Annotated in this window: 13 protein-coding genes and 1 pseudogene; 4 read left to right on the top strand and 10 right to left on the bottom strand. The window is 69.1% G+C overall.

Translation table 11 applies throughout. From position 1 onward, the window contains the following. Positions 1-256: 256 nt before the first annotated feature. Both AB0I83_RS17690 and AB0I83_RS17685 read right to left on the bottom strand, forming a co-directional pair. Positions 257-2,038, bottom strand: coding sequence for a ThuA domain-containing protein (locus tag AB0I83_RS17690; protein ID WP_363305184.1), 1,782 nt, complete (start codon positions 2,036-2,038; stop codon positions 257-259). Then, a complete protein-coding gene (locus AB0I83_RS17685) occupies positions 2,035-4,857 on the bottom strand; it encodes a PQQ-dependent sugar dehydrogenase (RefSeq protein WP_363305183.1) in 2,823 nt (940 codons plus the stop codon). The genes AB0I83_RS17690 and AB0I83_RS17685 overlap by 4 nt, the downstream gene beginning before the upstream one ends. 452 nt (positions 4,858-5,309) lie before the next feature. Here AB0I83_RS17685 and AB0I83_RS17680 point away from each other — a divergent pair, with 452 nt between their 5' ends. The 3 genes from AB0I83_RS17680 (at position 5,310) to AB0I83_RS17670 (ending at position 12,648) form a co-directional block, all read left to right on the top strand. After that, positions 5,310-8,138 (top strand): glycosyl hydrolase, encoded by a 2,829-nt coding sequence (locus AB0I83_RS17680; RefSeq protein WP_363305182.1) that lies wholly within the window; start codon positions 5,310-5,312, stop codon positions 8,136-8,138. 238 nt (positions 8,139-8,376) lie between these two features. Next, on the top strand, positions 8,377-10,968 hold the full coding sequence (locus AB0I83_RS17675; RefSeq protein ID WP_363305232.1) for a glycoside hydrolase family 9 protein: 2,592 nt from the start codon (positions 8,377-8,379) through the stop codon (positions 10,966-10,968). Between the two features lie 171 nt (positions 10,969-11,139). After that, positions 11,140-12,648, top strand: a complete 1,509-nt coding sequence (locus AB0I83_RS17670) for a DUF4246 domain-containing protein (protein WP_363305181.1) — start codon at positions 11,140-11,142, stop codon at positions 12,646-12,648. 193 nt (positions 12,649-12,841) lie between these two features. Here the strand turns inward: AB0I83_RS17670 and AB0I83_RS17665 are convergent, their stop codons facing one another. The 4 genes and pseudogenes from AB0I83_RS17665 to AB0I83_RS17650 form a co-directional block, all read right to left on the bottom strand. After that, complete coding sequence (locus AB0I83_RS17665; protein WP_363305180.1) at positions 12,842-13,510, bottom strand: GNAT family protein; 669 nt, start codon at positions 13,508-13,510, stop codon at positions 12,842-12,844. Further along, positions 13,507-14,703: a ThiF family adenylyltransferase gene (locus AB0I83_RS17660; protein WP_363305179.1), complete on the bottom strand. Its 1,197-nt coding sequence runs from the start codon at positions 14,701-14,703 to the stop codon at positions 13,507-13,509. The genes AB0I83_RS17665 and AB0I83_RS17660 overlap by 4 nt, the downstream gene beginning before the upstream one ends. 277 nt (positions 14,704-14,980) lie before the next feature. Further along, positions 14,981-15,385, bottom strand: coding sequence for an FKBP-type peptidyl-prolyl cis-trans isomerase (locus AB0I83_RS17655; protein ID WP_363305178.1), 405 nt, complete (start codon positions 15,383-15,385; stop codon positions 14,981-14,983). Between the two features lie 301 nt (positions 15,386-15,686). Continuing rightward, a pseudogene (locus tag AB0I83_RS17650) lies at positions 15,687-16,475 on the bottom strand (protein kinase family protein); the annotation flags it as partial. A 660-nt stretch (positions 16,476-17,135) separates the two neighbouring features. Here AB0I83_RS17650 and AB0I83_RS17645 point away from each other — a divergent pair. After that, entirely contained in the window at positions 17,136-17,576 is a 441-nt protein-coding gene (locus AB0I83_RS17645; RefSeq protein ID WP_363305177.1) for a hypothetical protein, read from the top strand. Positions 17,577-18,188: 612 nt separating this feature from the next. On the opposite strand, the gene AB0I83_RS17640 is transcribed toward AB0I83_RS17645, so the two are convergent. From AB0I83_RS17640 to AB0I83_RS17625, 4 genes are all read right to left on the bottom strand, one after another. Next, a complete protein-coding gene (locus AB0I83_RS17640) occupies positions 18,189-18,914 on the bottom strand; it encodes a glycoside hydrolase family 11 protein (protein WP_363305176.1) in 726 nt (241 codons plus the stop codon). A gap of 906 nt (positions 18,915-19,820) precedes the next feature. Further along, positions 19,821-20,426: a lytic polysaccharide monooxygenase gene (locus tag AB0I83_RS17635; protein WP_363305175.1), complete on the bottom strand. Its 606-nt coding sequence runs from the start codon at positions 20,424-20,426 to the stop codon at positions 19,821-19,823. Positions 20,427-20,888: 462 nt separating this feature from the next. After that, complete coding sequence (locus AB0I83_RS17630) at positions 20,889-21,281, bottom strand: type II toxin-antitoxin system death-on-curing family toxin (protein WP_363305174.1); 393 nt, start codon at positions 21,279-21,281, stop codon at positions 20,889-20,891. Next, positions 21,278-21,472 carry a ribbon-helix-helix protein, CopG family gene (locus tag AB0I83_RS17625; protein WP_363305173.1) on the bottom strand — a complete coding sequence of 65 codons (195 nt, stop codon included), beginning with the start codon at positions 21,470-21,472 and terminating at the stop codon, positions 21,278-21,280. The genes AB0I83_RS17630 and AB0I83_RS17625 overlap by 4 nt, the downstream gene beginning before the upstream one ends. Positions 21,473-21,658 lie beyond the last annotated feature (186 nt).

Genomic DNA, 21,658 nt, shown 5'->3' with positions numbered 1-21,658 from the left:
GGGGGCAGGCGGGTGACACACAGGGAACCCGGGACTGCGCCGAACTGGTCCTCCGCCGTCACCTCCTGGGCGGCCCGCGCCGGGCGGCGGGCGCGGCGGACGGAGCCGACGACCCCGGGAACCGGCGGACACCCGGGTACGAGGAACGGCGGCAGGGCGCTTCGGCGTCGCGCCCTGCCGCCGTCACCGGCCCGTCGCAGCGGCCGGTCCCGTCACCGGCGCCCTCCCGCGCCGATGACGGTGTCGAGCGGGTCACTCAGCCGGGGAGGACCCATTTCTGGTTGGCGCCGGTGCCGCAGGCCCACAGGTGCAGCCTGGTGCGGTCGGCGGAGGACACACCCTCCGCGTCGAGGCACTTGCCGGACGCCGGGTTCTTCAGCGTCCCGTCGCCCTGCGGAGTCCACTTCTGCGCCCCGGAACCGTTGCACCCGTAGACCTGCACCTTGGTGCCGTTCGCCGTGCCGGCTCCACTGACGTCCATGCACTTGCCGAGCGCCCGCAGGGTCCCGTCCGTACCGACCGTCCACCTCTGCGCAGCCGTCCGGTTGCACGTGTACAGCTGGATCTGCGTCCCGTCCGCCGACGCACCAGCATCCACATCCACACACTTGCCACCGATACCGGTGATCGCACCCTCCCGAGGACCGGTCGTACCGCCGAGTTCCTTGATCCGGACGTTCCGGAAGGACACGTCGTCGCCGTCCCCGTGGTTCTGCAGGCCGATGTGGCCCTGCCGGAGGCTGCGGACGGGGTCGGTGTTGGTGAAGTCGTTGATCCGGCGGCCGTTGAGGAAGAGCTGGAGGCGCTCGCCCTCGACCCGGATCTCGTACGTGTTCCACTCCCCCGGTGGGTTCAGGGCCGCGTCACGGGCGGCGAGGTCGGCCGACTTGAAGCCGTAGACGGAGCCGGTGGTGCGGTCGGGGGTGTCGGTGGCGTCGATCTGGATCTCGTAGCCGTTGTCGACGGCCGACCAGGGGTCGTCGGAAGCGGGGAAGCCCACGAAGACCCCGGAGTTGTCGTCGTCGGCCTGCCGCCAGTCGAGTTTCAGGGAGTACGAGGTGTACTCCCTGGCCTGGTACCAGAGGAGGCCGAGGCCGCCGCGGGAGGTCAGGGTGGCATCGGATTCCGTGAACGAGCCCGGACCGGCCTGCTTCCAGCCGGTGGTGCCCGAGGTCCCGTAGAGCGTGGTGTAGCCGGTCTCCGGACGGCAGTCGGCCTCGGTCAGCTCGGCCGCCCAGCGGATGCCGCCGAGCAGATGGCGGCGGAAGGCCGGGTCGCCGTACGACTCCTCGGTGTGGCCGCCGCCGGTGTAGAAGGCGCGCCCGCCGGCGTAGTCCTTGCACCAGGCGATCGGGTGGTCGCCGCTCATGCTTCCGCCGCTGTAGCTGGACTCGTCGAGCGAGGCGAGGACATGGGCCGACGTGCGTGGATTGGTGCGGTAGTTGTACCACTCGTCGGTCCGCTGCCAGGTGGTGCCGAGGTGGGCGGTGGCGTCGTGGGCGCGGTCCTCCACCTTGACGGTGGCGGGCTGGATGGCCGGGTGGGACTGGAACAGGGCGCCTGCCAGGCCCGCGTACCAGCTCCAGTCGTACTCGGTGTCGGCCGCCGCGTGGACGCCGACGTAACCGCCGCCCGCCGCCATGTACCCCTCGAAGGCGGCCTGCTGGGTGGCGTCGAGGACGTCGCCTGTGGTGGAGAGGAAGACGACGGCCTCGTATCCGGCGAGGTTCGACGGGGTGAAGGCGGCGGCGTCCTCGGTCGCCGTGACGGTGAAGTTGTTGGCGGCGCCCAGCTCTCGCAGGGCGGTGACGCCTTCGTCGATGGAGGAGTGGCGGAACCCGGCGGTCCTGGAGAAGACCAGGACGTCGTACCCGGGGTCGGCGGCGGCCGCCTTCACCGGGGCGGACGCCGGGGCACCGAGGGTGGCGGCTTCGGGCGCGGCGGTCGCCGCCGCGGCGGGCAGGGCGGCGGCGCCGAGCAGGCCGCAGGCGGCCCAGCAGGCGAGGCGCCGGAGAGGCCGGATCGGTCGTCGGCTCATGGCAGGATCCACTTCTGGTTGGCGCCGGTGCCGCAGGCCCACAGGTGCAGCCTGGTGCGGTCGGCGGAGGACACACCCTCCGCGTCGAGGCACTTGCCGGACGCCGGGTTCTTCAGCGTCCCGTCGCCCTGCGGAGTCCACTTCTGCGCCCCGGAACCGTTGCACCCGTAGAGCTGCACCTTGGTGCCGTTCGCCGTGCCGGCTCCACTGACGTCCATGCACTTGCCGAGCGCCCGCAAGGTCCCGTCCGTACCGACCGTCCACCTCTGCGCAGCCGTCCGGTTGCACGTGTACAGCTGGATCTGCGTCCCGTCCGCCGACGCACCAGCATCCACATCCACACACTTGCCACCGATACCGGTGATCGCACCCTCCCTGGGTGCGGTGGATCCCGAGGTGGCGACGGTGAACTCGTCCACGTCGAAGAGGGATCCACTGCCGCCCTTGAAGACGAGATGGAGCGTGGTGGTGCCCGCCGGGCGGTCGGTCAGGTTCGTCGAGACGTCCTGGAACGTCTCCCAGCTTCCCGTGACGGGGACGGCCACGGAACCGAGCAGGGTGCCGGCGGGTGAGCCAGCCCGTACCTCCAGCGTGCCGCCGGCACCGGCGGAGGAGACGCGGGCGGTCAGCTTGGTGGCGTTGTCGAGGGCGTAGGGCTTGAAGGAGATCCAGTCGCCGTTCTCGATGTTGCCCACGGTCTTGCCGCCCCGGGCCGCGGTGTGGCTGACGACCGACACACCGGCCGAGCCCCCGTAGTGCTCGGCCTGGCGGTGGCTGGGCTGGCTGATGTGCTCGTCGTGGCTGGTCAGGGCGGGCTGCCCGTTGGCTCCCTTGTCGGTGTACTCGGCGTCCCAGACGCCGAAGATGTTGGCGTTGGGGTCGTGCTCGCCGTCTGCGATGGTCTGCACGGTGCCGGAGCAGCCGTTCGCCGAGGTCTGCGGATGGCCGTGGCTGTCGTGGCCGATGATGAAGGTGACCTTGACCTTCGAGCAGTCGATGGTGCCGTCCTCCGGGTCGGTGACGGTCACCTTGAACGGCACCACCGCGCCCGGGTCGACGATCCGGCCGTCGATGGGCAGTTCCAGCTTCACGGTGGGCGCGGTGTTGCCCACCGTCACGGTCACGGAGGCGGTCGCCGTCCGGCCGGTGCCGTCGGAGACGGTCAGCTCGGCGGTGTACTGCCCGTTGGCGGTATAGGTGTGCGCCGGATCCGCCGCGGTCGAGGTACCGCCGTCACCGAATTTCCAGGCGTAGGTCAGCGGGTCGCCGTCGGGGTCGGTGGTTCCGGCCGAGGAGAACTGCACGGCGAGCGGGGACTTGCCCGAGGTGCGGTCGGCCGAGGCCTGGGCGAGCGGGGACCGCCCGCCGCTGACGTTCTCGATGCGGTAGACCGCGCTGTTCTCGTCCCCGTTGAAGTAGCCGGTGCCGTAGTCGAGCACGTACAGCGCGCCGTCGGGGCCGAAGGCCATGTCCATGACCTGGGTGCCCTGCCAGGGGAAGGCGTTGATGGACTGTACGGTGCCGTCGCCGGCCTGCTCGATGCGCTTGATCCACTTGCGGCCGAACTCGCCCGCGAAGAAGTCCCCGTCGAAGCTCTCGGGAAACTTCACCTCGGAGGTCGAGGCCGCGTCGTAGTGGTAGACCGGGCCGCCCATGGGCGACTCGGAACCACTGCCGAACTCCGGGACCGAGCCTCCGTCGTACGGGATCCAGGCGGGCTGGACCGGGGGGAGGTCGGTCAGGCCTGTGTTGTTCGGTGAGGTGTTCTTGGGGGCCGAGCAGGAGAAGGCGGCGCCGGACGTCGAGGTGGCGAAGTCGTAGTCGGCGTAGGCGTCGTTCCTGCCCGTGCAGTAGGGCCAGCCGAAGTTGCCGGCCTTGGTGATCCGGTTGAACTCGACCTGCCCGGCGGGCCCGCGGGTGGCGCTCGCGGTGCCCGCGTCGGGGCCGTAGTCACCCAGGTAGACCGTGCCGGTGGGCTTGTCGACGGTCATCCGGAAGGGGTTGCGGAAGCCCATGGCGTAGATCTCGGGCCGGGTCTTCGCGGTGCCGGGGGCGAAGAGGTTGCCCGCCGGTACGGAGTAGCTCCCGTCGGAGGCGACCTTGATTCGTAGCACCTTGCCGCGCAGGTCGTCGGTGTTGCCCGCGGAGCGCTGGGCGTCGTAGGCCGGGTTGCGGGTGGGCCGCTCGTCGATGGGGGTGTAGCCGTCGGAGGCGAAGGGATTGCTGTCGTCGCCGGTGGAGAGGTACAGGTTGCCCTGGGCGTCGAAGTCGATGTCGCCGCCGACGTGGCAGCACAGTCCGCGGCTCGCGGGGACGTCCAGCACCTGCTTCTCACTGGCGGTGTCCAGGGTGCCGTCCGTCTTCAGCACGAACCGGGAGAGCCGGTTGACACCGTTGAAGGGGGCGAAGTCGGCGGCCGAGCCGTCCGCGGGCGCGTCTCCGGACGGGGTGGAGAGCTTCGGGGCGTAGTAGAGGTAGACGAAGCGGTTGGTGGTGAAGCCGGGGTCGACGCCGACGCCCTGGAGGCCCTCCTCGTCGTGCGAGTAGACGTCCAGCCTGCCGGCGACCTTGGTGGTGCCGGCCGCGTCGGTGAGGCGCAGCGTCCCGTCCCGCGAGGTGTGCAGGACGGACCGGTCGGGCAGGACGGCGAGCGTCATCGGCTCGCCGGTCTCTGCCACCCCCTTGGCGAGGGTGACCTGTTGGAACTCGGGTGCTGCGGGGACAGCTTGGGCCGGGCTCTGCTGGGCGGTGAGGGCGCCCGCGGCGGCGAGCAGGGTGCTGGCGAGCGCCGCGAGGGGTCGGGTGAGTCTCCTGTGCACGCGCATCCTCCGTGGGTCAACGGGGCTGAGGGGTCTCGCACAGGCGCGCGCCGTCGCGCCGGGAGGAAGCGGGCGCCCTGGGAGGGAGGCGAACGCGTCCTTGTTGTCCGGTACAGGTCAGGAAGGTAATGGCTTTTCCATCCATCAGATAGCCCTTTGACGCGACAGGCCGGAACTTTTATCTGTGGGGGGACAAAGTATCGGCGGCCTGCCGCCCCCCGACTCCGTCGCCACGGGCCCGGCTTCCCGTACGAGGGGGGCGCCCGCACCGAGGGCGAGCGGACTTCCGGCCCGTACCGGCCCGCGGGCCCCCACAACCTGTCCCCGGAGCGCCGCCCGGGGGCCTTCCCCGGTCAACACTCGAACGCACGGCGACTCCGCGTTACGCCCAACTCCCGTTCCTGTCAGCGCTATTGACACTTACGTTTCAAAGGTTTTACGTTCCGTGGCACATGAGAGCGCTCTCAGGCGCTTTCTGTCCCCCATGTGACGAGGTGCTGCCCGTGCAAGCCTCCCTCTCCAGACCCGCAGCGGCGACGATCCTGGCCATAGCCCTGGCCGCAGTGGGTCTGGGACCTGCCGCCTCCCCGGCGGCGGCCGCCACCATCCCCGCAGGCTCCGGCAGTTACACGGACAGCCGGCCCGCGGGTACCTCCGGCCCCACCACCAACACCGGCGCCCCCGTCACCCCCAAGGTCACGGCGGCGGCGAGGAACAAGCCCGTCCCCACCAACGACTGGTGGTCCTCCCTCGCCTACCAGCGCTACGGCGACAACCCGTACTCCACCCCGATGTACGGGCATCCGCTGACCTACCAGGCGACCTCCGGCGGACTCGAGGTCGGCTACCCGACGACACCCGCGGTCGTCGGCGAGGGCCGCCAGTACGAGTACGCCCACAAGGCCGACCTCACCGTGGGCCTCAGCGGGCTGAACTCGCCGGACACGAAGGCCGACGACTGGTCCGACTGGACGGTCACCCCCTACTGGTCGGACGGCACCCGCACCCTGCGCACGACCATCGGCCACGGCATGCCCTTCGTGTACGCCAAGGGCTCGGGCGGTGACGCCCGGATCACCACGGCCGGCACCCCCACCGTCTTCGCGGACAACGGCAACGTCCTCGGCGTCACGGTCGCCGGCCACCACTACGCCCTCTTCGCCCCGACCGGCAGCGACTGGGCCGTCTCCGGTTCCACGATCACCGCGGGCCTCGGCGGCAAGGACTACTTCTCGCTCGCCGTCCTGCCGTCAACGGACGCGCTGGCGACCTACCGCAAGTACGCCTTCAGTTTCGTCACCGGATCCAAGGTGGCCTGGGAGTCGGCCGGCGGCACGGTCAGGGCGACCTACAGCCTGACCACGGAGGCCAAGGAGGGCTCCGAACGCGGCACGATCCAGGCGCTCTACCGCCACCAGTGGCTCCACACCACCGACTCGCTCACGCCGTACACGTACGTCTCCCCGCGCGGGACCATGAAGGTCCGGGAGTCCGCGTCCTTCACCACCAGCCAGAGGAACCAGGGCGTGCTGCCCGCGCTCCCCGCGTCGAGCGGGGTCGACAAGGCACGGCTGACCGGCTATCTGAACGAGGTGGCGAACGCCTCCGACCCCTTCTCCGGGGCCAGTGACACATACTGGACCGGCAAGGCCCTCGGCCGGCTCGCCCAACTGGTGCCCGTCGCCGACCAGATCGGCCAGCCGGGCATCCGGGACAAGCTGCTCGGCCTGATGAAGGGCCGCCTGCAGGAGTGGTTCACGGCGGGCGGGGCCGCCGAGTTCAGCTACGACAAGGACTGGAAGACGCTGACCGGCTACCCGGCTTCGTACGGCAGCGACACCGAGCTCAACGACCACCACTTCCACTACAGCTACTACGTGTACGCGGCGGCGGTCATCGCCCAGTACGACCAGGCGTGGGCCGCGGACTCCGCCTGGGGCACCATGGTCAAGACCCTGGTACGGGACACCGCGAACCCCAGCCGCACGGACACCGCGTACCCGTTCCTGCGCGGCTTCGACGTGTACGCCGGCCACAGCTGGGCCTCCGGTCACCAGGGATTCGCGGCGGGCAACAACCAGGAGTCCTCCTCGGAGTCCGTCAACCTCAGCGCCGGGCTCGTCCTGTGGGGGTCGGCGACGGGTGACACCGGGCTGCGCGACCTCGGCAGCTACCTGCTGACCACCGAGTCGGAAGCGATCACGCAGTACTGGTTCGACGCCGACCAGCAGGTCTTCCCGGGTTCCTTCGGGCACGACACGGTCGGCATGGTGTGGGGCAGCGGCGGCGCGTACTCCACCTGGTGGACGGCGAATCCGGAGGAGATCCACGGCATCAACGTCCTTCCCGTCACCGGCGGTTCGCTGCACCTGGCCCGCGCCAAGGCGGCCGTCAAGCGGAACATCGCCGAGATGGAGCGGGAGAACGGCGGGCCGGCCGTGGAGTGGCGCGACCTCCTCTGGCAGTTCGAGTCGCTGGCGGATCCGGCGGCGGCGAAGGCCAAGTGGGACGCGGGCAACGCGGGCTACACCCCGGAGCAGGGTGAGTCCAAGGCGCACACCTACCACTGGATCACCACGCTGGACAGCCTGGGCGCCCCTGACATGACAGTCAGCGGGGACATCCCGACCTCCGCCGTCTTCGCCAAGAACGGCGTCCGGACGTACAGCGCCCACAACCACGGATCCACCGCCCGCACCGTCACCTTCTCCGACGGTGCGACGCTCTCCGTACCCGCACGCTCGACGGCCACCGGCACGGGTACCGGCGGCGGCCCCGACCCCGAGGAGCCGGGTCCGTCCACGGGCAACACCTTCCGGCTGAAGTCCGGCGGCACCCTCACCACCGCCACGGACGGCGCGGCCGGAGCCGACACGCTGGCCTCGGCCGACGGCGTCAACCGGGACGGCACGCCGTACAAGCCGACGGTCTACGAGGTCAGGAAGGTCGACGGGAAGCTTTCGGCGGGCACGTCCACCACCTTCCGGCTACGGGTCGACGCGGGGACCAAGGTGGGCCTGGCCCCGCAGGCCAGGGTCAGTTACGACCTCACCGGCGACGGCACCTTCGACCGCACCGAGACCTTCCGCTACTTCGCGACCGACCCGGTCACGGGGTGGGAGGAGTACACCCAGGCCGCGGGCACGGCAGCGGTGACCGGGAGCCTGGGCGACCTCAAGGGCGGCACGGTCCGCCTGGAGGTCTGGAACGCGCTGGGCAACGGCACCTCGCAGGTGCAGACCGGCACGGACGCGGCGGTCGTGAAGATCCCGTACGTCTAGACGTCGCCGTGTGCGGCGGGCCCCGGACCTCTCCGGCCGGGACCCGCCGCCTCTGTCATGACCCTGGCGAAATCCTCGATCCACCCGCACAATGCGAATGGGAGCGCTCCCACGCATCGGCGTGCCCCGCTCCCCGTGCCCCCGCATCCGTCGACGAAAGGCCTCCCCGGTGAATGCCTCACCACTCTCCGCACGGCCCGTGCGCGTCCACCCCCGTTACGGGAGACGTGTGTTCGGGATGTCGGCCGCCGCCCTGCTGTTCGCGGCGGCGCTGGCGGTGCCCGGCACGGCCGGTGCCCTGGAAGCCGAACCCGGCCCGGAGCAGATCTCCAACGGCGACTTCGCAGCCGGCACCGCACCCTGGTGGTGGACGGCGAACGCGCCCACGGCCGTGTCGGACGGACGGCTGTGCGCCCAGGTACCCGCCGGCACCTCCAACGCCTGGGACGTCATCGTCGGCCAGAACGACGTCCCGATCGTCGCGGGCGAGAGCTACGAGCTCTCCTTCACGGCCAGTTCAGCCGTGCCCCTGACGGCCCAGACCCGGGTGCAGGAGGCGGTCGAGCCGTACACGACGGCGCTCGCCACCGCGGACCCGGTGGGCTCCGAGCCGACCCGGGTGACGCGCACGTTCACGGCCGCGGTGGACCTCCCGGCCGCGTCGGTGCAGTTGCAGATCGGCGGGGGCGAGCGGGCGACGGTCTTCTGCCTCGACGACGTGTCGCTGCGGGGCGGGGCCGAACCACCCGTGTACGTACCGGACACCGGGTCCCCCGTCCGCGTCAACCAGGTCGGGTACCTGCCCCACGGCCCCAAGAACGGCACCGTGGTCACCGATGCCGACGCGCCCCTGGCATGGACGGTGAGGGCCGAGGACGGCTCGACGGCCGCCACCGGCAGGACGGTTCCGCAGGGCGAGGACCCCAGCTCCCTCCAGCGGGTCCACACCTTCGACTTCGGCGGCCTCACCAAGGCGGGCGACGGCTACACAGTCGAGGTCGACGGCGAGGTGAGCGAGCCGTTCTCGGTCCGCGGCGACCTCTACGACGGGCTGCGCTCGGACGCGCTGGCGTACTTCTACCACAACCGCAGCGGCACCCCCATCGAGGCGGACCTGGTCGGCGAGGAGTACGCGCGCCCGGCCGGCCACATCGGTGTCGCGCCCAACAAGGGCGACAAGGACGTCCCCTGCCGGCCGGGGGTCTGTGACTACCGGCTGGACGTGTCGGGCGGCTGGTACGACGCGGGCGACCACGGGAAGTACGTGGTCAACGGCGGGATCTCGGTGGCCCAGCTGATGTCCACGTACGAGCGCACCCTGACCGCCCCGAACGCCGAGTCGGCGGAGCTCGGCGACGGTCGGCTCCGGGTACCCGAACACGACAACGGGGTGCCCGACATCCTGGACGAGGCCCGCTGGGAGATGGACTTCCTGATCAAGATGCAGGTCCCGGCCGGCGAGCCGCTGGCGGGGATGGCGCACCACAAGATGCATGACGCCGAGTGGACCGGGCTGCCGATGAAGCCGCATCTCGACCCCCAGCAGCGCGAGTTGCACGCCCCGTCGACGGCCGCCACGCTGAACCTCGCCGCCTCGGCCGCACAGTGCGCCCGGCTCTACGCCCCCTTCGACGAGGAGTTCGCGGACCGCTGCCTGCGGGCCGCCGAAACCGCGTGGGCCGCGGCGAAGCAGCACCCTGACGTGCTCGCCGACCCGGACGACGGCACCGGTGGTGGCGCGTACAGCGACGACGACGTCCGCGACGAGTTCTACTGGGCGGCCGCCGAGCTGTTCACCACGACGGGCAAGGACACCTACCGCCAGGCGGTGCTCTCCTCCGCCCTGCACGGTGACACGGACGCGGTCTTCCCGGCGGGCGGCGGCATCTCGTGGGGCTCCACCGGCGGACTCGGCGTACTCACGCTGGCCACCGTGCCGAACGGTCTGACATCGGCGCAGCTCGGCGAGGTCCGCTCGGTCGTCACCGCGGCAGCCGACCGCTACGCCGCGCAGTCCCGCGCGCAGGCGTACGGCCTCCCGTACGCCCCCGCGGACGAGGACTACGTCTGGGGGTCCAACAGCCAGGTCCTGAACAACATGATCGTGCTGGCCACGGCCCACGACCTGACCGGCGAGGCCGTCTACCAGGACGCCGTACTGGGAGGCGCCGACTACCTGCTCGGCCGCAACCCGCTCAACCGGTCGTACGTCACCGGCTACGGCGAGCGGGACTCCCACAACCAGCACCACCGCTTCTGGGCGCACCAGAACGACGCCACCCTGCCGAACCCGGCGCCCGGCTCGATGGCGGGCGGCCCCAACCTCACCGCGGCCTCCTCCGGGGATCCGGTCGCGACGGAGAAGCTGGGCGGCTGCGCACCGGCCATGTGCTACATCGACGACATCGGCTCCTGGGCGACCAACGAGATCACCATCAACTGGAACGCGCCGCTGGCCTTCGTCGCCTCCTACCTGGACGACGCGGGCGAGGGCGGACAGACCGGCCCGGCCCGTACGTGCGAGGTCACGTACTCCTCGCACCCGTGGAACACCGGCTCGACGGTGACGGTCCGAGTCGAGAACACCGGCTCGGAGCCGGTGTCGCCGTGGTCGCTGACCTGGCTGCTCTCCGGCGAGCAGCGGTTGAGCCACACCTGGAGCGCGGAGTTCGCCCAGTCCGGCCGCACGGTCAGCGCCCGCCCGCTGTCGTGGAACCGGAGCCTCGCCCCGGGGGCGGCGGTCGACTTCGGCTTCAACACCTCGGCCTCGGGCCCGGCGCCGGATCCGGAGTCGTTCAAGCTGAACGGCCGCGCCTGCGGTTCCGGCTGACAGGGAGGCAGCTCTCCTGGGAGCCCGGGTGCGGTCATCCTCCACGGGATGCCGCTCCCGGGCCGGCAGGTGCCTCCTCACGGGCGCTGCCGCCGGTGACCGCGGCTGTGGTGTCGGTCCGCTGAAGTAGTCTTCCCGCCACCACTCACCGACTGCGAGGGAACAAGAGAATTGTCCGGCCTGTCTGCTTTCCCGCTGCCCTTTCGCGCTTCCCGTTCCATAGCGTACGCAACACCCCGAACACTGCGGGAACGTCAGATGATGCAGTGCAGCTCACACATTCGGGCGAAGCCCGGATGGTTCCACAAGATGAACGATGGCGACGTCGTCGCCCGGTGGGCGCAGGAAGCGGTCGCTCAGGGGCTCACCGAGGCGCAGGTTCGCTACGTGCTGGCCGAACTCACGCATTACGCGGCACTGAGGGACGCGCCGACCGGCATCGAGGTGTCCGCGGTCGACGGGGTGTGGCAGTCGGACACACTGGTCGACGAGAAGCTCAGGTCCCGGCTGCGCGAGGCGGTTCGTGTGCTGGAACAGGTCCCCGCCGAGGAACAGGACTGGCATCCCGGGTCCGACGGCCAGGTGCTGGACCTGGTTCACCCCTCACTGTTCTGTCTGGTGAGAGAGGTGAGTGGTGCGCCCGAGCGCGCTTGGCGCAGCGATACGGACCGCTACTCGCAGTACGAGTTCTCGGAGAGGTTCCAGTGGCTGCCCACGGACGTGGATGTCCACGCGGACGGCACTGTCGCCTTCCGTTCGTACGTCAACAACGTCCACCCGGAGAACCACCACGAACTGGCTGCCTGCCTCCCGGACTTGTTCGCACGCTTGCGCCCTCTGCTGGAGAACGTGCTCACCGACCTGCGCCATCCGCGCCCCCTCCGGATCGAGGCCGATCCTTACGGTTGGTACGACTCCGAGCCGGAGTATCCGAACGAGTCGTCCTACAGCGATGCCGCGGCTTACGAAGAGGCCCTCGGCGCATGGGAGGAGGCCCAGGACGACTGGTGGGAGAACCGCAGCCCAGTCATCCCGGACGCCCCTGCCTTCGTCCCGCCCGAGTCGCCCGATGAATCCACCCGGGTCGATCTGCGCGGCCGTCGTCTCCAGGTCATCGTCAAGCTCGCCACCATTCACCTCACCCCGGACAAGCCCGAGTACGCCGGCGGTTCGTGGCACGTCGAGGGAATGCTGAACGAGCGGATCGTCTCGACCGGCATCTACTACTGGGACAGCGAGAACATCACCGAGAGCCGGCTGAGCTTCCGGGAGGCACTCGACGACCCGCGCTACGAACAGAACGACGACAACGGTCTGCGCGAGGTGTACGGCCTGGAGGACGAAGACGCGCTGAACCAGCCGCTCGGATCGGCGTCGACCCCGGCCGGGAGGTGCCTGGCGTTCCCGAACATCCTGCAACACCGCGTCGGCTCGTTCCGCCTTGCGGACCCCACCCGCCCGGGCTCTCGCAAGATTCTCGCGTTCTTCCTGGTCGACCCCTCGGAAGCAATCGTTTCGACGTCCGATGTACCACCGCAGCAACCATGGGCCGAGACCTCGACCATGACGCTGGAACAGGCCAACGACTATCGCGAACAACTCATGCGGGAACGCAAGTTCTTCGTCGACGAGCACAACGAACAGCTCTACGAACGAGAATTCTCCCTCTGCGAGCACTGAACGAAGGCGACGAAGGCCTTGCCTCTCGATGCCCCTGTCGACAGTCGACCGTTACGCGTGCCGCGGGATTGCCGTGCGGCGGCGGGCCTTTTGCGATCGGCCGACGGCGGGCCACAGCACGCTCTTCCGAGTGGCACCTCCTGTCCGCCGGAGCAAGCGACCGCATCGACGGACAAGAGGACGGGCGCAGGCGTCAGGAAGGCTGAGCCGTGCTGTGCCGCTCTCCACACGACGGGATCGGTGGCCGGCTCGGTTGAGGCTGCGTCAGCCATTCACCCTCGAGGATGGCTGTCTCGGCCTGTGTGGCCTGGCACTTCCATTCTGGCGCGAGGGCGGTGTACGTGGTGACGTCATGCCAGATTCCGCCGGTCCGGAACAGCTGGCGCAGAGTTGCCTCCTGGGTGAAGCCGGCGGCATGCATGACGGTGCGCATTCGCGTGTGGTCGCTCCGGTGCCCGGTCCATACCCGGTGCAGGCCCAGATGACCGAAGGCGTACGCCAGCAGCAGGCGGCCGGCTTCGTGGGTGTGGCCGCTGACGGAGGAACCGGGCAGCACGGCGAGGCCGGTGATCATCGCATTGCTCCCGTACCCCTCACGCAGGAGGCCGATGGTGCCGATCATGCTGTCCGGCCCAGGCGAGGGCGGGCAGACGGCGAGCGTGTGCCTGCTCCGGGACTCGGCGCCCCGCTGGACGAGGGCTTGAACGAACGATTCCTCAGCCTGCCGCCTGTCCAGACGATCGATCCCCAGATACCGCGTGAGGAGCCGGTGCGTGAAGATCCGCACGTAGGTGTCTCGGTCGTCGAGCCGGAGTTCCCGCAGCCGCAGGTGGGTTCCGTGCAGTTCGGGAACGACGTTCATCGGGCGGCCTCGACAGCCACTGGCTGATGGGATACGGGCGCTTCACAGAGGCCTGCGCCCGTGGGTTCGGTACCTGTTCGGTCGATGTCCTGAGCCGGGATCAGGGCATTCAGGTCAACGCCGTAGCTTCCCGACATGACGTGTTCGCCGAGCAGGATACGGCGCGCGCTGTCCGTGACGAGGGCTCCGCCGAGCAGGACGCCGCTGGCCAGCTGCGGCCAGCTGGACAGCGTGCGGCCGATCTCGGGGAGCGCCTCCGCCATCTCGGGGCTGAGCCGCTCGGCACCGATGGCCTGCAGCATGAAGGCTGTCAGGCCCGCCTGGTCTAGCTGTCGCACGTCACGGGCTGTCGTCGCACCGATGCGGCCGTGGAACAGCGGCCTGTGAGGTTCCAGATCGAAACGTTCGATGTCGAGAAGGCCGCGGTCGTTGGCCTCCATGAGCACCGGAACACGCTGCGCTCGGGCCATTTCGCGAACGGCCACCTTGGCCCACGGAGTGTCGCACTCCTCGATCAGGAGATCGGGGCAGCGGTCGACGAACGCGCTCAGGGAGGCTTCGTCGAGCCCGTCGCGGTAGATCTCGACCTCCAGGTAGGGGTCGAGCTCCGCCATGGCCCGGGCGCACAGCACCGTCTTGTCGATGCCGAGCTGGTCGACGCCGGCACGCAACCGGTTGAGATTCGACAGGCTCAACTGGTCCAGATCGGCCAGCAGGAAGGTCCCTCCCACCCCTTCGGCCGCGCACGCCATGGCAGCGGCAGCGCCCACGGACAGGCCGATCACTCCGATGCTTCGGGTCAGCAGGCTCCGCTGCTGCGACCGCGTGATCTTGCCGCGGTTGCGGTCGGTACGCACCAGCCGGTACTCGTCCCTGGGCAGGACATGCACCAGGCGGCCTGACCACGGGTACCAGACCCACGTGCCGTACGCCTCACTGGACACGCCGTCCGTGGCGCGGGAGATCGCGGCCTCCAACTCCGCACCCACGAGCTGTGAACCGGGCGAAAGGCAGCTGACGAGCTCCCCCAACTGCGACTCGATCCGGTCGTGGACGTCGCGCACCCGGCCGGATGCGCGCAAGTCGTGGAGAGCGGTGCGCTCAGCAGGGCTCGAAAGGTCGAACAGAACAGGACGAAACGGTTCCTCAGAACGAGGAGAGCTCGATCCGTCCACCGAAGAAGAATGGGTCACAAGCGCAAAAACTAGCCGGAAGAGCTCACCCGAAAATGACCGATCACCCCGGGGGCGCAATATCGAATTGATCTTCCCATTCTGTGCGCCCCTCGCACATACCACGCCCCCTGCGCCCACCCCGCGCCGGACGCAAAGGACGATCCGCGCAGCCCCCGCCCTGGTGTGGAGCTGGTCCGATGCCGCCCTGGCCACACGGGCAAGCCGACCGGCCTCACGCCGACGGCACTGACCACGGAGGGGTGTACACGACCTTCGCAGGATCAGGCCGAGCTGGTCAGGCCGGATTTCGACCGGCGGGCCCACCCACCACCGTGAGCAGGTCCACGACGAAGAACAGCGTCGAGCCCGCCGGGATCAGCGGAGAGGGCGACTGCACGCCGTAGCCGAGCCGCGGGGGAACGATGATCTCGCGTCGGCCGCCGACCTTCATTCCCCTTACGCCCCGGTCCCAGCCCCTGATGACCTTGCCACCACCTACGGCGAACTTGAACGGCCGACCCTGCTCCCAGGAGGAGTCGAACTCCCTTCCGGATGCGAACGTGACTCCTACGTAGTGGACCTGGACGACCCGGCCCGGCCGCGCCTCGGGTCCATCCCCGACCCAGAGGTCCCGGATCGTCAACTCGGTGGGCGCGGCGCCCTCCGGAACCTCGATACCGGGCTTTGTCCGTTCGCTCATCACGGTCCCATCGCTCGCCACCGGAATCCCCCGCAAGGGCCGACCGGACACATGGACATTCCACGCGGCAGGCGATCACGCTACGGCAGTGCCCGGGCCCCGAGGTGCACCCCTGGGCTCCGATGCGGGCCAGGGAGCCCGCGCCAACCTGAAGAAGCAGGTCATTCGGCAGGACGGCGAGTTGCCGGGAGTGGACGTCAGCGTCCGGCCAAGCTGGAACCGCTGCGCGGGAGGCTGGTCGGACTCGTCGACCAGGGCCGGTTGCGGAAGCTACCCGACGGCCGGGTCGGGGTGCAGGTGATCACGCACTTCGCCCCATCCGACAGATCGTTGCCAGCGGATGGGGAGCTGCTCGGCTCTCCTGCCGAAACTCGCGATAGAAGTTGCCCATCACCTCGGCGACCGGTGCGTAACGGACAACGAGCGCCGCGATCGACGCGGGAATCCCCTCTGGGAGCACCCCTTGGGCGCACGCGTTCACAAACGCTTTGCGTTCTTCCGGTGTGTATCCGTAGAGAGCGACGGCCAGCCAGTTCACCAGGTGGGTGACGGCGTAGCACTGGTCGTAGCTGCGGTGCTGGTCGAAGAAGTCGGCCTCGTCCCGCGTGAGGTCGAAGCGTGAGGAGAGCGCGAGGCCGTAGTCGGTGAAGAAGAGTTGTCGACCGTCGGTGAGGATGTTCTCGAAGTGGGCGTCGAAGTGCAGAAGCCCGCGGTCGTTCATGAACGGGATGCCGGCTCTCAGCTCGTCGTCGACCATGGCGCAGGCCCACTCGGCCGCCTCGCCGCCGGCCCGGATCTGGACGCCCAGCCAGTCGTGCAGGTTCTGCGGGATGTACTCCAGGAACAGCACGAGGCTCGCCGTGGACTGCTGGAGAGCTTCGATCCGTCGGCGTACCGCTGGTCCGCCTCCCCAGTAGGCGACAGCTCGGTCCACATCGGCAAGTTCCTCGGGAAGCGGCTGGCCGGAGTCCGGGATCACCCGCCAGTGGTACATCAGGGGAAAGCCCTCGTGGTCTCCGGCAACCACCCAGTTCGTCGTCGTGGTGTGCACGGACAGCTCCCGCCAGGCCCCGAACGCCGGGGCGCCGATGGCGCGAACCGGAGACCCTGCGCCGGAGGCCGCCGCCATGTCCGTTGAATCCCGTGCCGGCAAATCCGTTCGAGGCACTGTTCGAGACCGTGGCACCATGTACCGCATGACGACGAACCGAAAGGCCCATGCCGCGTAGCCGGCCAGGACAGATCCGCGCCGGCACGCCCACCGGGCAACGGGCAACGGGCAACGGGCAACGGGCACGAGTCCGGTCATCGACGGCCTGTCTTCGCGTGCGCTGTCCGAGATCATCCGCCTCGAGCACACCCGCAACCATCTGCAGCCAGGCGATGTCGGCGCGGCTGTGAGCCTGTGGAGGAACTACGTCCACCAGCCCGCGCGTGATCTGTGGCACGACTACGAGTGGGGCAACGTTCACTGGTGCTGCTGCGGCAACCCCCTCGAAGCCCGAGCCCTCCTCGGCACCGTGATGCAGGCCGTATCACCACGGAGCGCCCGCGAACTCCGAAAGGTCGTCAGCCGGTCAGATGCGGTCTGGAACCTTCGGTCCCGGCCCTACGACGCGGGCGGAAGATGAAGAGCAAGCTGAGGTCAGGTCCAGGTGGTCGCCCGGCGACGCGGCCTTGCCGGCAGGCGCCAGGACCCTGCCGGGGCCCTGGCGCGCTGGATGGCGGCCGAGCAGGCTAGTTTGCTCGGATGAGTCTCCTTGATGACGTGGCCGAGCGCGACAGCTGGCGGTGCTGGGTGTGTGACGAAGCGGTCGACCCCGACGAGTCGGTGAACGACCCGCGGGGCCCCAGTGTCGACAGCAGGACAGCCGACCGGAAGGCAAAGGTCGCCGAGCGGCTCGCACACCGCGGATGCAACACCCGCAAGGGTGCGGTCAAGGTGGTCATCGCCTGGCCGGACCGCCTGTACGTGGTCGAGCCCGCGCCACTGATCAGCGTTGCCGGAAGGCTGGAGCGCAAGGGGGGCCGCGAGATGGTGGGCCGTTGTCCGACCGAGCGGGACGCCCACGAGGTGGCGGATTGGCTGGTGGACCGGTTCTCCCGGCTGGTACCGGGACTGCCGGTGACCGTCGACATCGAGCCGGGCGGCGGCCAGTTCCTCGTCATCCTGGCCGCCGGCCGCCGATGACCAGGGATCAGCTGGGGCAGCGCGCAGCGCAGGTCCTGCACTGCGGTGACCAGGTGTTCGTCGCGGCCGACGAGGACCGGCGCGCGTCCGAGCGTAGAGGATCTCCGAACGCGCCGTCATCGGAAAGACGTCATGGAAGGCGAGTGCCGACATAAGCACAGGTCAACACTGGTTTTGGCCACCTTGATCAGCCTGGCGAACACCTCAGAGCGCCGAACGAGCGTCACGAGCATACCCATCAGGGCATCACCTACTGCGCCGCGGCTCGACGAACGGTCCGGAGCCTGGAGATCAAGAAGGGCGAGTCAGCCGGAACCGACTCACCGTGCGATGCCGTCGCAGGGACTGGAACCGGATGCGACGCTCCACCGGAGTCGCTGGACGGGTTGCCGGCCCGGTCCAGGGAGTCGTGGAGGAAGCGGGAATTCGAGGCCGGTCCGCACGCCGTGATGACGTTCCCGCAACGAGTTGCTGAGCGTCGCGCCGTGGCTGGGACGCCGAAGCGGCATGAGTTCGCAGCCGCCTTGAACTCACCCGGCCGTCCGCTACGACCAGGACTGCGGGCCCCGTCACGAGGACGGGGCCCGCAGCTGGTTGTTCGCCGGACAGAGGTCAGCCGCTGACCGTGATGTTCGAGCTTCCGCTGCTCTGGAAACCCTCGGTGGCCATGATCATGTAGTACTTGAACTGGCCCATGTTCATACCCGCGCGGGCCCAGGCGTCGAAGTGGTTGCCGGTGGTGATGCTGCCGGAGCCGCTGGTCACCTTTGACTGCCGGACGCTCCAGTACTGCTGGAAGGTCTTGGTGCCTTCCACGGAGGGGGCGTTGTACCGGGTCGTCTGGTAGATGTCGTACGTGCCGCCGTCACTGGAGACGGTGCCCTTGTGGCTGCCGGTGGGCCGGTAGCTGCCCCAGTTGTCGACGATGTAGTACTCCACCAGCGGGTTCGAGGTCCAGCCGTAGAGGCAGCCGTAGCCGTTGCCCGACGGGTTGAAGTAGCCGCTGTAGCGGACCGTCCTGCGTCCGCCGGTACTCCAGCCCTTGCCGGCAACGAAGTTGCCGCAGTTGGTCCACTTGGTGCTGTAGCTGCCGCCGCCGTTGAGCGTCATGGAGACGGAGCCGCCGCCGTCGGTCCAGAACGAGTAGTACATGCCGTCGGTGCCGGTCTGGTTGGTGGTGATGGTGGTGGCGGCGTGGGCGGTGCCGGGCAGCAGCAGCCCGGACGCGGTAGCGAGCGCGACGGTGCCGGCGCCGCCGAGGAAGCCTCGTCGGCTCCAGCCGTTGAGGGGAGCGGGGTTCCGCTGAATCTGGTCCTGCTGCGTGCCGTCCTGCTGCATGGATCCTCCCGATGAAGGCTGGTGGGGACCGGGCGGCTTCTGCTGCCCGGCGGCCTTGCATGAACACGGCGGGGGTCGCCCGTCGTCGTGCGGTAACGACCGATCACCCACCCCCGGTCACATGACGCGAGGGGAACGACGAACTCCTGCCGTTCGGTGGCCACAGTTTTCGTAGAACATCATGAGCCTGTCAACATTTTCGGCAATCTTTCGGAAATAGATCCTTGACCAGAAGCAGCCTTGAAGAGTGGGTCTTCGCTGTTCAAGCTGCCCATCGCACGGATCTGCGTCAGGAGTGGCATGGAATCCGGAGAGGACTGAGCGCAAGTGTGTCCGAAGCTTTCGAAACTTTCGGCCGGGCGTGGACGCGACCACGGCGGCCCGCCCCTGGGTACGACCGTGCGCGGGCGACCTGTCCTGGGTCACCGCGACCTCCAACGTCAACGGAGCTGCGGGTGACTTCGACCTTGTGGCGTCGGTCGCCGCCGCCGCCCTGCCGCCCCTCGGCTGCTCGGCGGTCCGGCGTTCCGGACGGCGTACGGTCCGCCCGCACCCGCCTCGGGATCACGCTGTACAGCGGGGGAGGCGGCCGACGGATGCGGACCGTGCAACCCGCCGGGCACGCGGAGCTCTCCGCTCCGCTCGCCGCACCTCACGCTCGACCGTCACTTCTACGGTGGCCTGCCAGAAGTCCGGTCGCAAGTGCCGGAGTCGTACGACCAGACGGTGGGGAGCCGGCTGCCGCGCGGCCTGCCGTGCGATCGGGCGCGTTCGCACCAGGAGCGCACCAAGCTCCGTAGGGGCAGGGTGACCAAAAGGTCCCCCTGCCCCTACGGAGCTTGGTGGACCGGGCTGCGGGTCACCGGCGCCCGGCAGAGGCCGGTGCAGTGTGCGACGCTCCCCGGCTCAGCCGAAGTTCACGTCGCTGCACCACATGTAGGCCTGGTCGAGGTGCGAGGCCTGCCAGATGGTGAAGACGACGTGGTGCCCGCTGTAGCCGGAGGTCTGGACGGGGAACGTGATGTCCTGCGCCGGAGCGAAGCTACCGGTCTGCGTGATGAGGTCGAGGTCGCCCCAGCCCAGGCTCTGGGTCTCCGGGTTGAACCCCTGCTTGCTCACGTAGACCTTGAAGAAGTCGGCACCGTGGGACGCCTGGTCTCGCAGGTGGATCGAGAAGTCGTTGCCGACGGTGGTCGTCTTCCACTGCCCAGGCTCGTTCAGGCTGGCGTTCCGCGAGAGGTTGTTGCTGCAGAGCGTCCCGTCGGGGGTCCGCGACTGGAACTGGCCACCGAGGCCGTCGCGGAGCGCGCTCATCCAGTTCCACATGGTGTCGGCGTTGGCCTGGAAGGCCTGCCAGCACATGGGGTCTTCGGTCTGCATGGCCGGGTCCGTGTGGTTGCTGCCCCATGCCTCCCAGCAGTGGTAAGCGCGGGAGGCGGGGCCGACGACGGTTCCGTGGGCCTGGGCGGGGGCCGACCATGCCAGTGCGCCGACAACCACGGCGAACAGCATGACGAGCACCTGGAAAGGCCGGCGGAGGGTCGACCGGAAACGCCCGGTTAACGGGCTCTGAATGCGCATGTGGGGGGAACTCCTTCCAGTTGAAAGCAACGTGGGAGCGCTCCCAACGGTACGATCCCTGAGTGAAATGTCAACAAAGGTAACGGAGCTGATCACCGAGGTAGGCGGCAGGCAGGGTACCTTGCGTGATCCGGGAGCCAGAACCCTTCCCGGAACCGCAAGGCGAGGATGCACCGGTGAGGCCCATGGGGCGCAGGATTGTTCCACCTCCCGCCATCCCACCATTGATGGCACATGCCAACACCCCGCCAGTGAGCCGGAATCGACCGCGCGAATGAATCGCCCCGGGCTTGCTGGAGATCCTCAAGACACTGGCTCATCGTGCCCCGCACCACCCCTCCGGCCGGTATGACACCGGGCACGCGAGCCCCCGTTCCCTCACTTCGTCGTGCGTCAGGAAACGGGGAACCAGGCTGACAGGCGCTTGGTGATGACCGGGACATCGATGTTGTCCTGCGCGACGTCCTCGACGAACGGTCCGGCAATGGAGACGGGCGGCGGGGCGATACTGGCGCTGACGCCGTTGAACCGCAGGAAGACGCGCATGGCGAGCCAGGCGGTGCGCTTGTTGCCATCGATCAGCGCGTGGTTTCGTGCAACAGAGTGCAGCAGTGCCGCCGCCTTCTCGTGCAGCGTGGGGTACAGCTCGGCCCCGAACACGTTGGTCCGGGGCCGTTCGATGGCCGATACCAGAAGTCCCATATCGCGCACACTGTGCTCGGTACCATTGACCGCGCGGGCGATCGCCAGGATCTCGTCGATCCGGATGTAGCGCACCTCGGTCACTTCAGGTAGTCCAGGATTTCCGCATCGCTGTCCATGAGCTCGGCCAGCACGTCGTCGACTGCCAGTTCGGCCCGGTCCTGGGCGTCGCGGATGGCCTCGATGGCGAGTTCCTGCTTGCTGCGGCGCTCGCGACGAGCGCGCTCGGTGAGCTTCGCGTCAAGGTCGTCGGGGAGCCGGAGTGTCATCGCCATACAGCGATGATACCTGACTGGTATCTAGGGGGCGAGGTGATACCGGCCACTGAGCCGTACGCATCGCCTGTCCGGGGCGGAGCATCGACCTCGACAAGAACCGGCCCGCCGTCGACGCCTGGGCCGGGCCCGATGCGCAGCCGGCCGTACCAGCTGTTGTCGGTGTCCGTCCACGCGGTGACGCGG

Source organism: Streptomyces sp. NPDC049970, from assembly GCF_040660235.1.
Lineage (GTDB): Bacteria > Actinomycetota > Actinomycetes > Streptomycetales > Streptomycetaceae > Streptomyces.
The sequence above is the reverse complement of the archived record's forward strand: the minus strand, read 5'-3'. Positions and strand labels throughout refer to the sequence as shown.

Bases quoted from the DNA above. Each gene is read 5' to 3' on its own strand.
- AB0I83_RS17665 (WP_363305180.1), bottom strand. From the start codon at position 13,510: ATGAACGTCGTTCCCGAACTGCACGGAACCCACCTGCGGCTGCGGGAA.
- AB0I83_RS17645 (WP_363305177.1), top strand. From the start codon at position 17,136: ATGAGTCTCCTTGATGACGTGGCCGAGCGCGACAGCTGGCGGTGCTGG.
- AB0I83_RS17625 (WP_363305173.1), bottom strand. From the start codon at position 21,472: ATGGCGATGACACTCCGGCTCCCCGACGACCTTGACGCGAAGCTCACC.
- AB0I83_RS17680 (WP_363305182.1), top strand. From the start codon at position 5,310: ATGAGAGCGCTCTCAGGCGCTTTCTGTCCCCCATGTGACGAGGTGCTG.
- AB0I83_RS17635 (WP_363305175.1), bottom strand. From the start codon at position 20,426: ATGCTGTTCGCCGTGGTTGTCGGCGCACTGGCATGGTCGGCCCCCGCC.
- AB0I83_RS17640 (WP_363305176.1), bottom strand. From the start codon at position 18,914: ATGCAGCAGGACGGCACGCAGCAGGACCAGATTCAGCGGAACCCCGCT.
- AB0I83_RS17675 (WP_363305232.1), top strand. From the start codon at position 8,377: ATGTCGGCCGCCGCCCTGCTGTTCGCGGCGGCGCTGGCGGTGCCCGGC.
- AB0I83_RS17690 (WP_363305184.1), bottom strand. From the start codon at position 2,038: ATGAGCCGACGACCGATCCGGCCTCTCCGGCGCCTCGCCTGCTGGGCC.
- AB0I83_RS17655 (WP_363305178.1), bottom strand. From the start codon at position 15,385: ATGAGCGAACGGACAAAGCCCGGTATCGAGGTTCCGGAGGGCGCCGCG.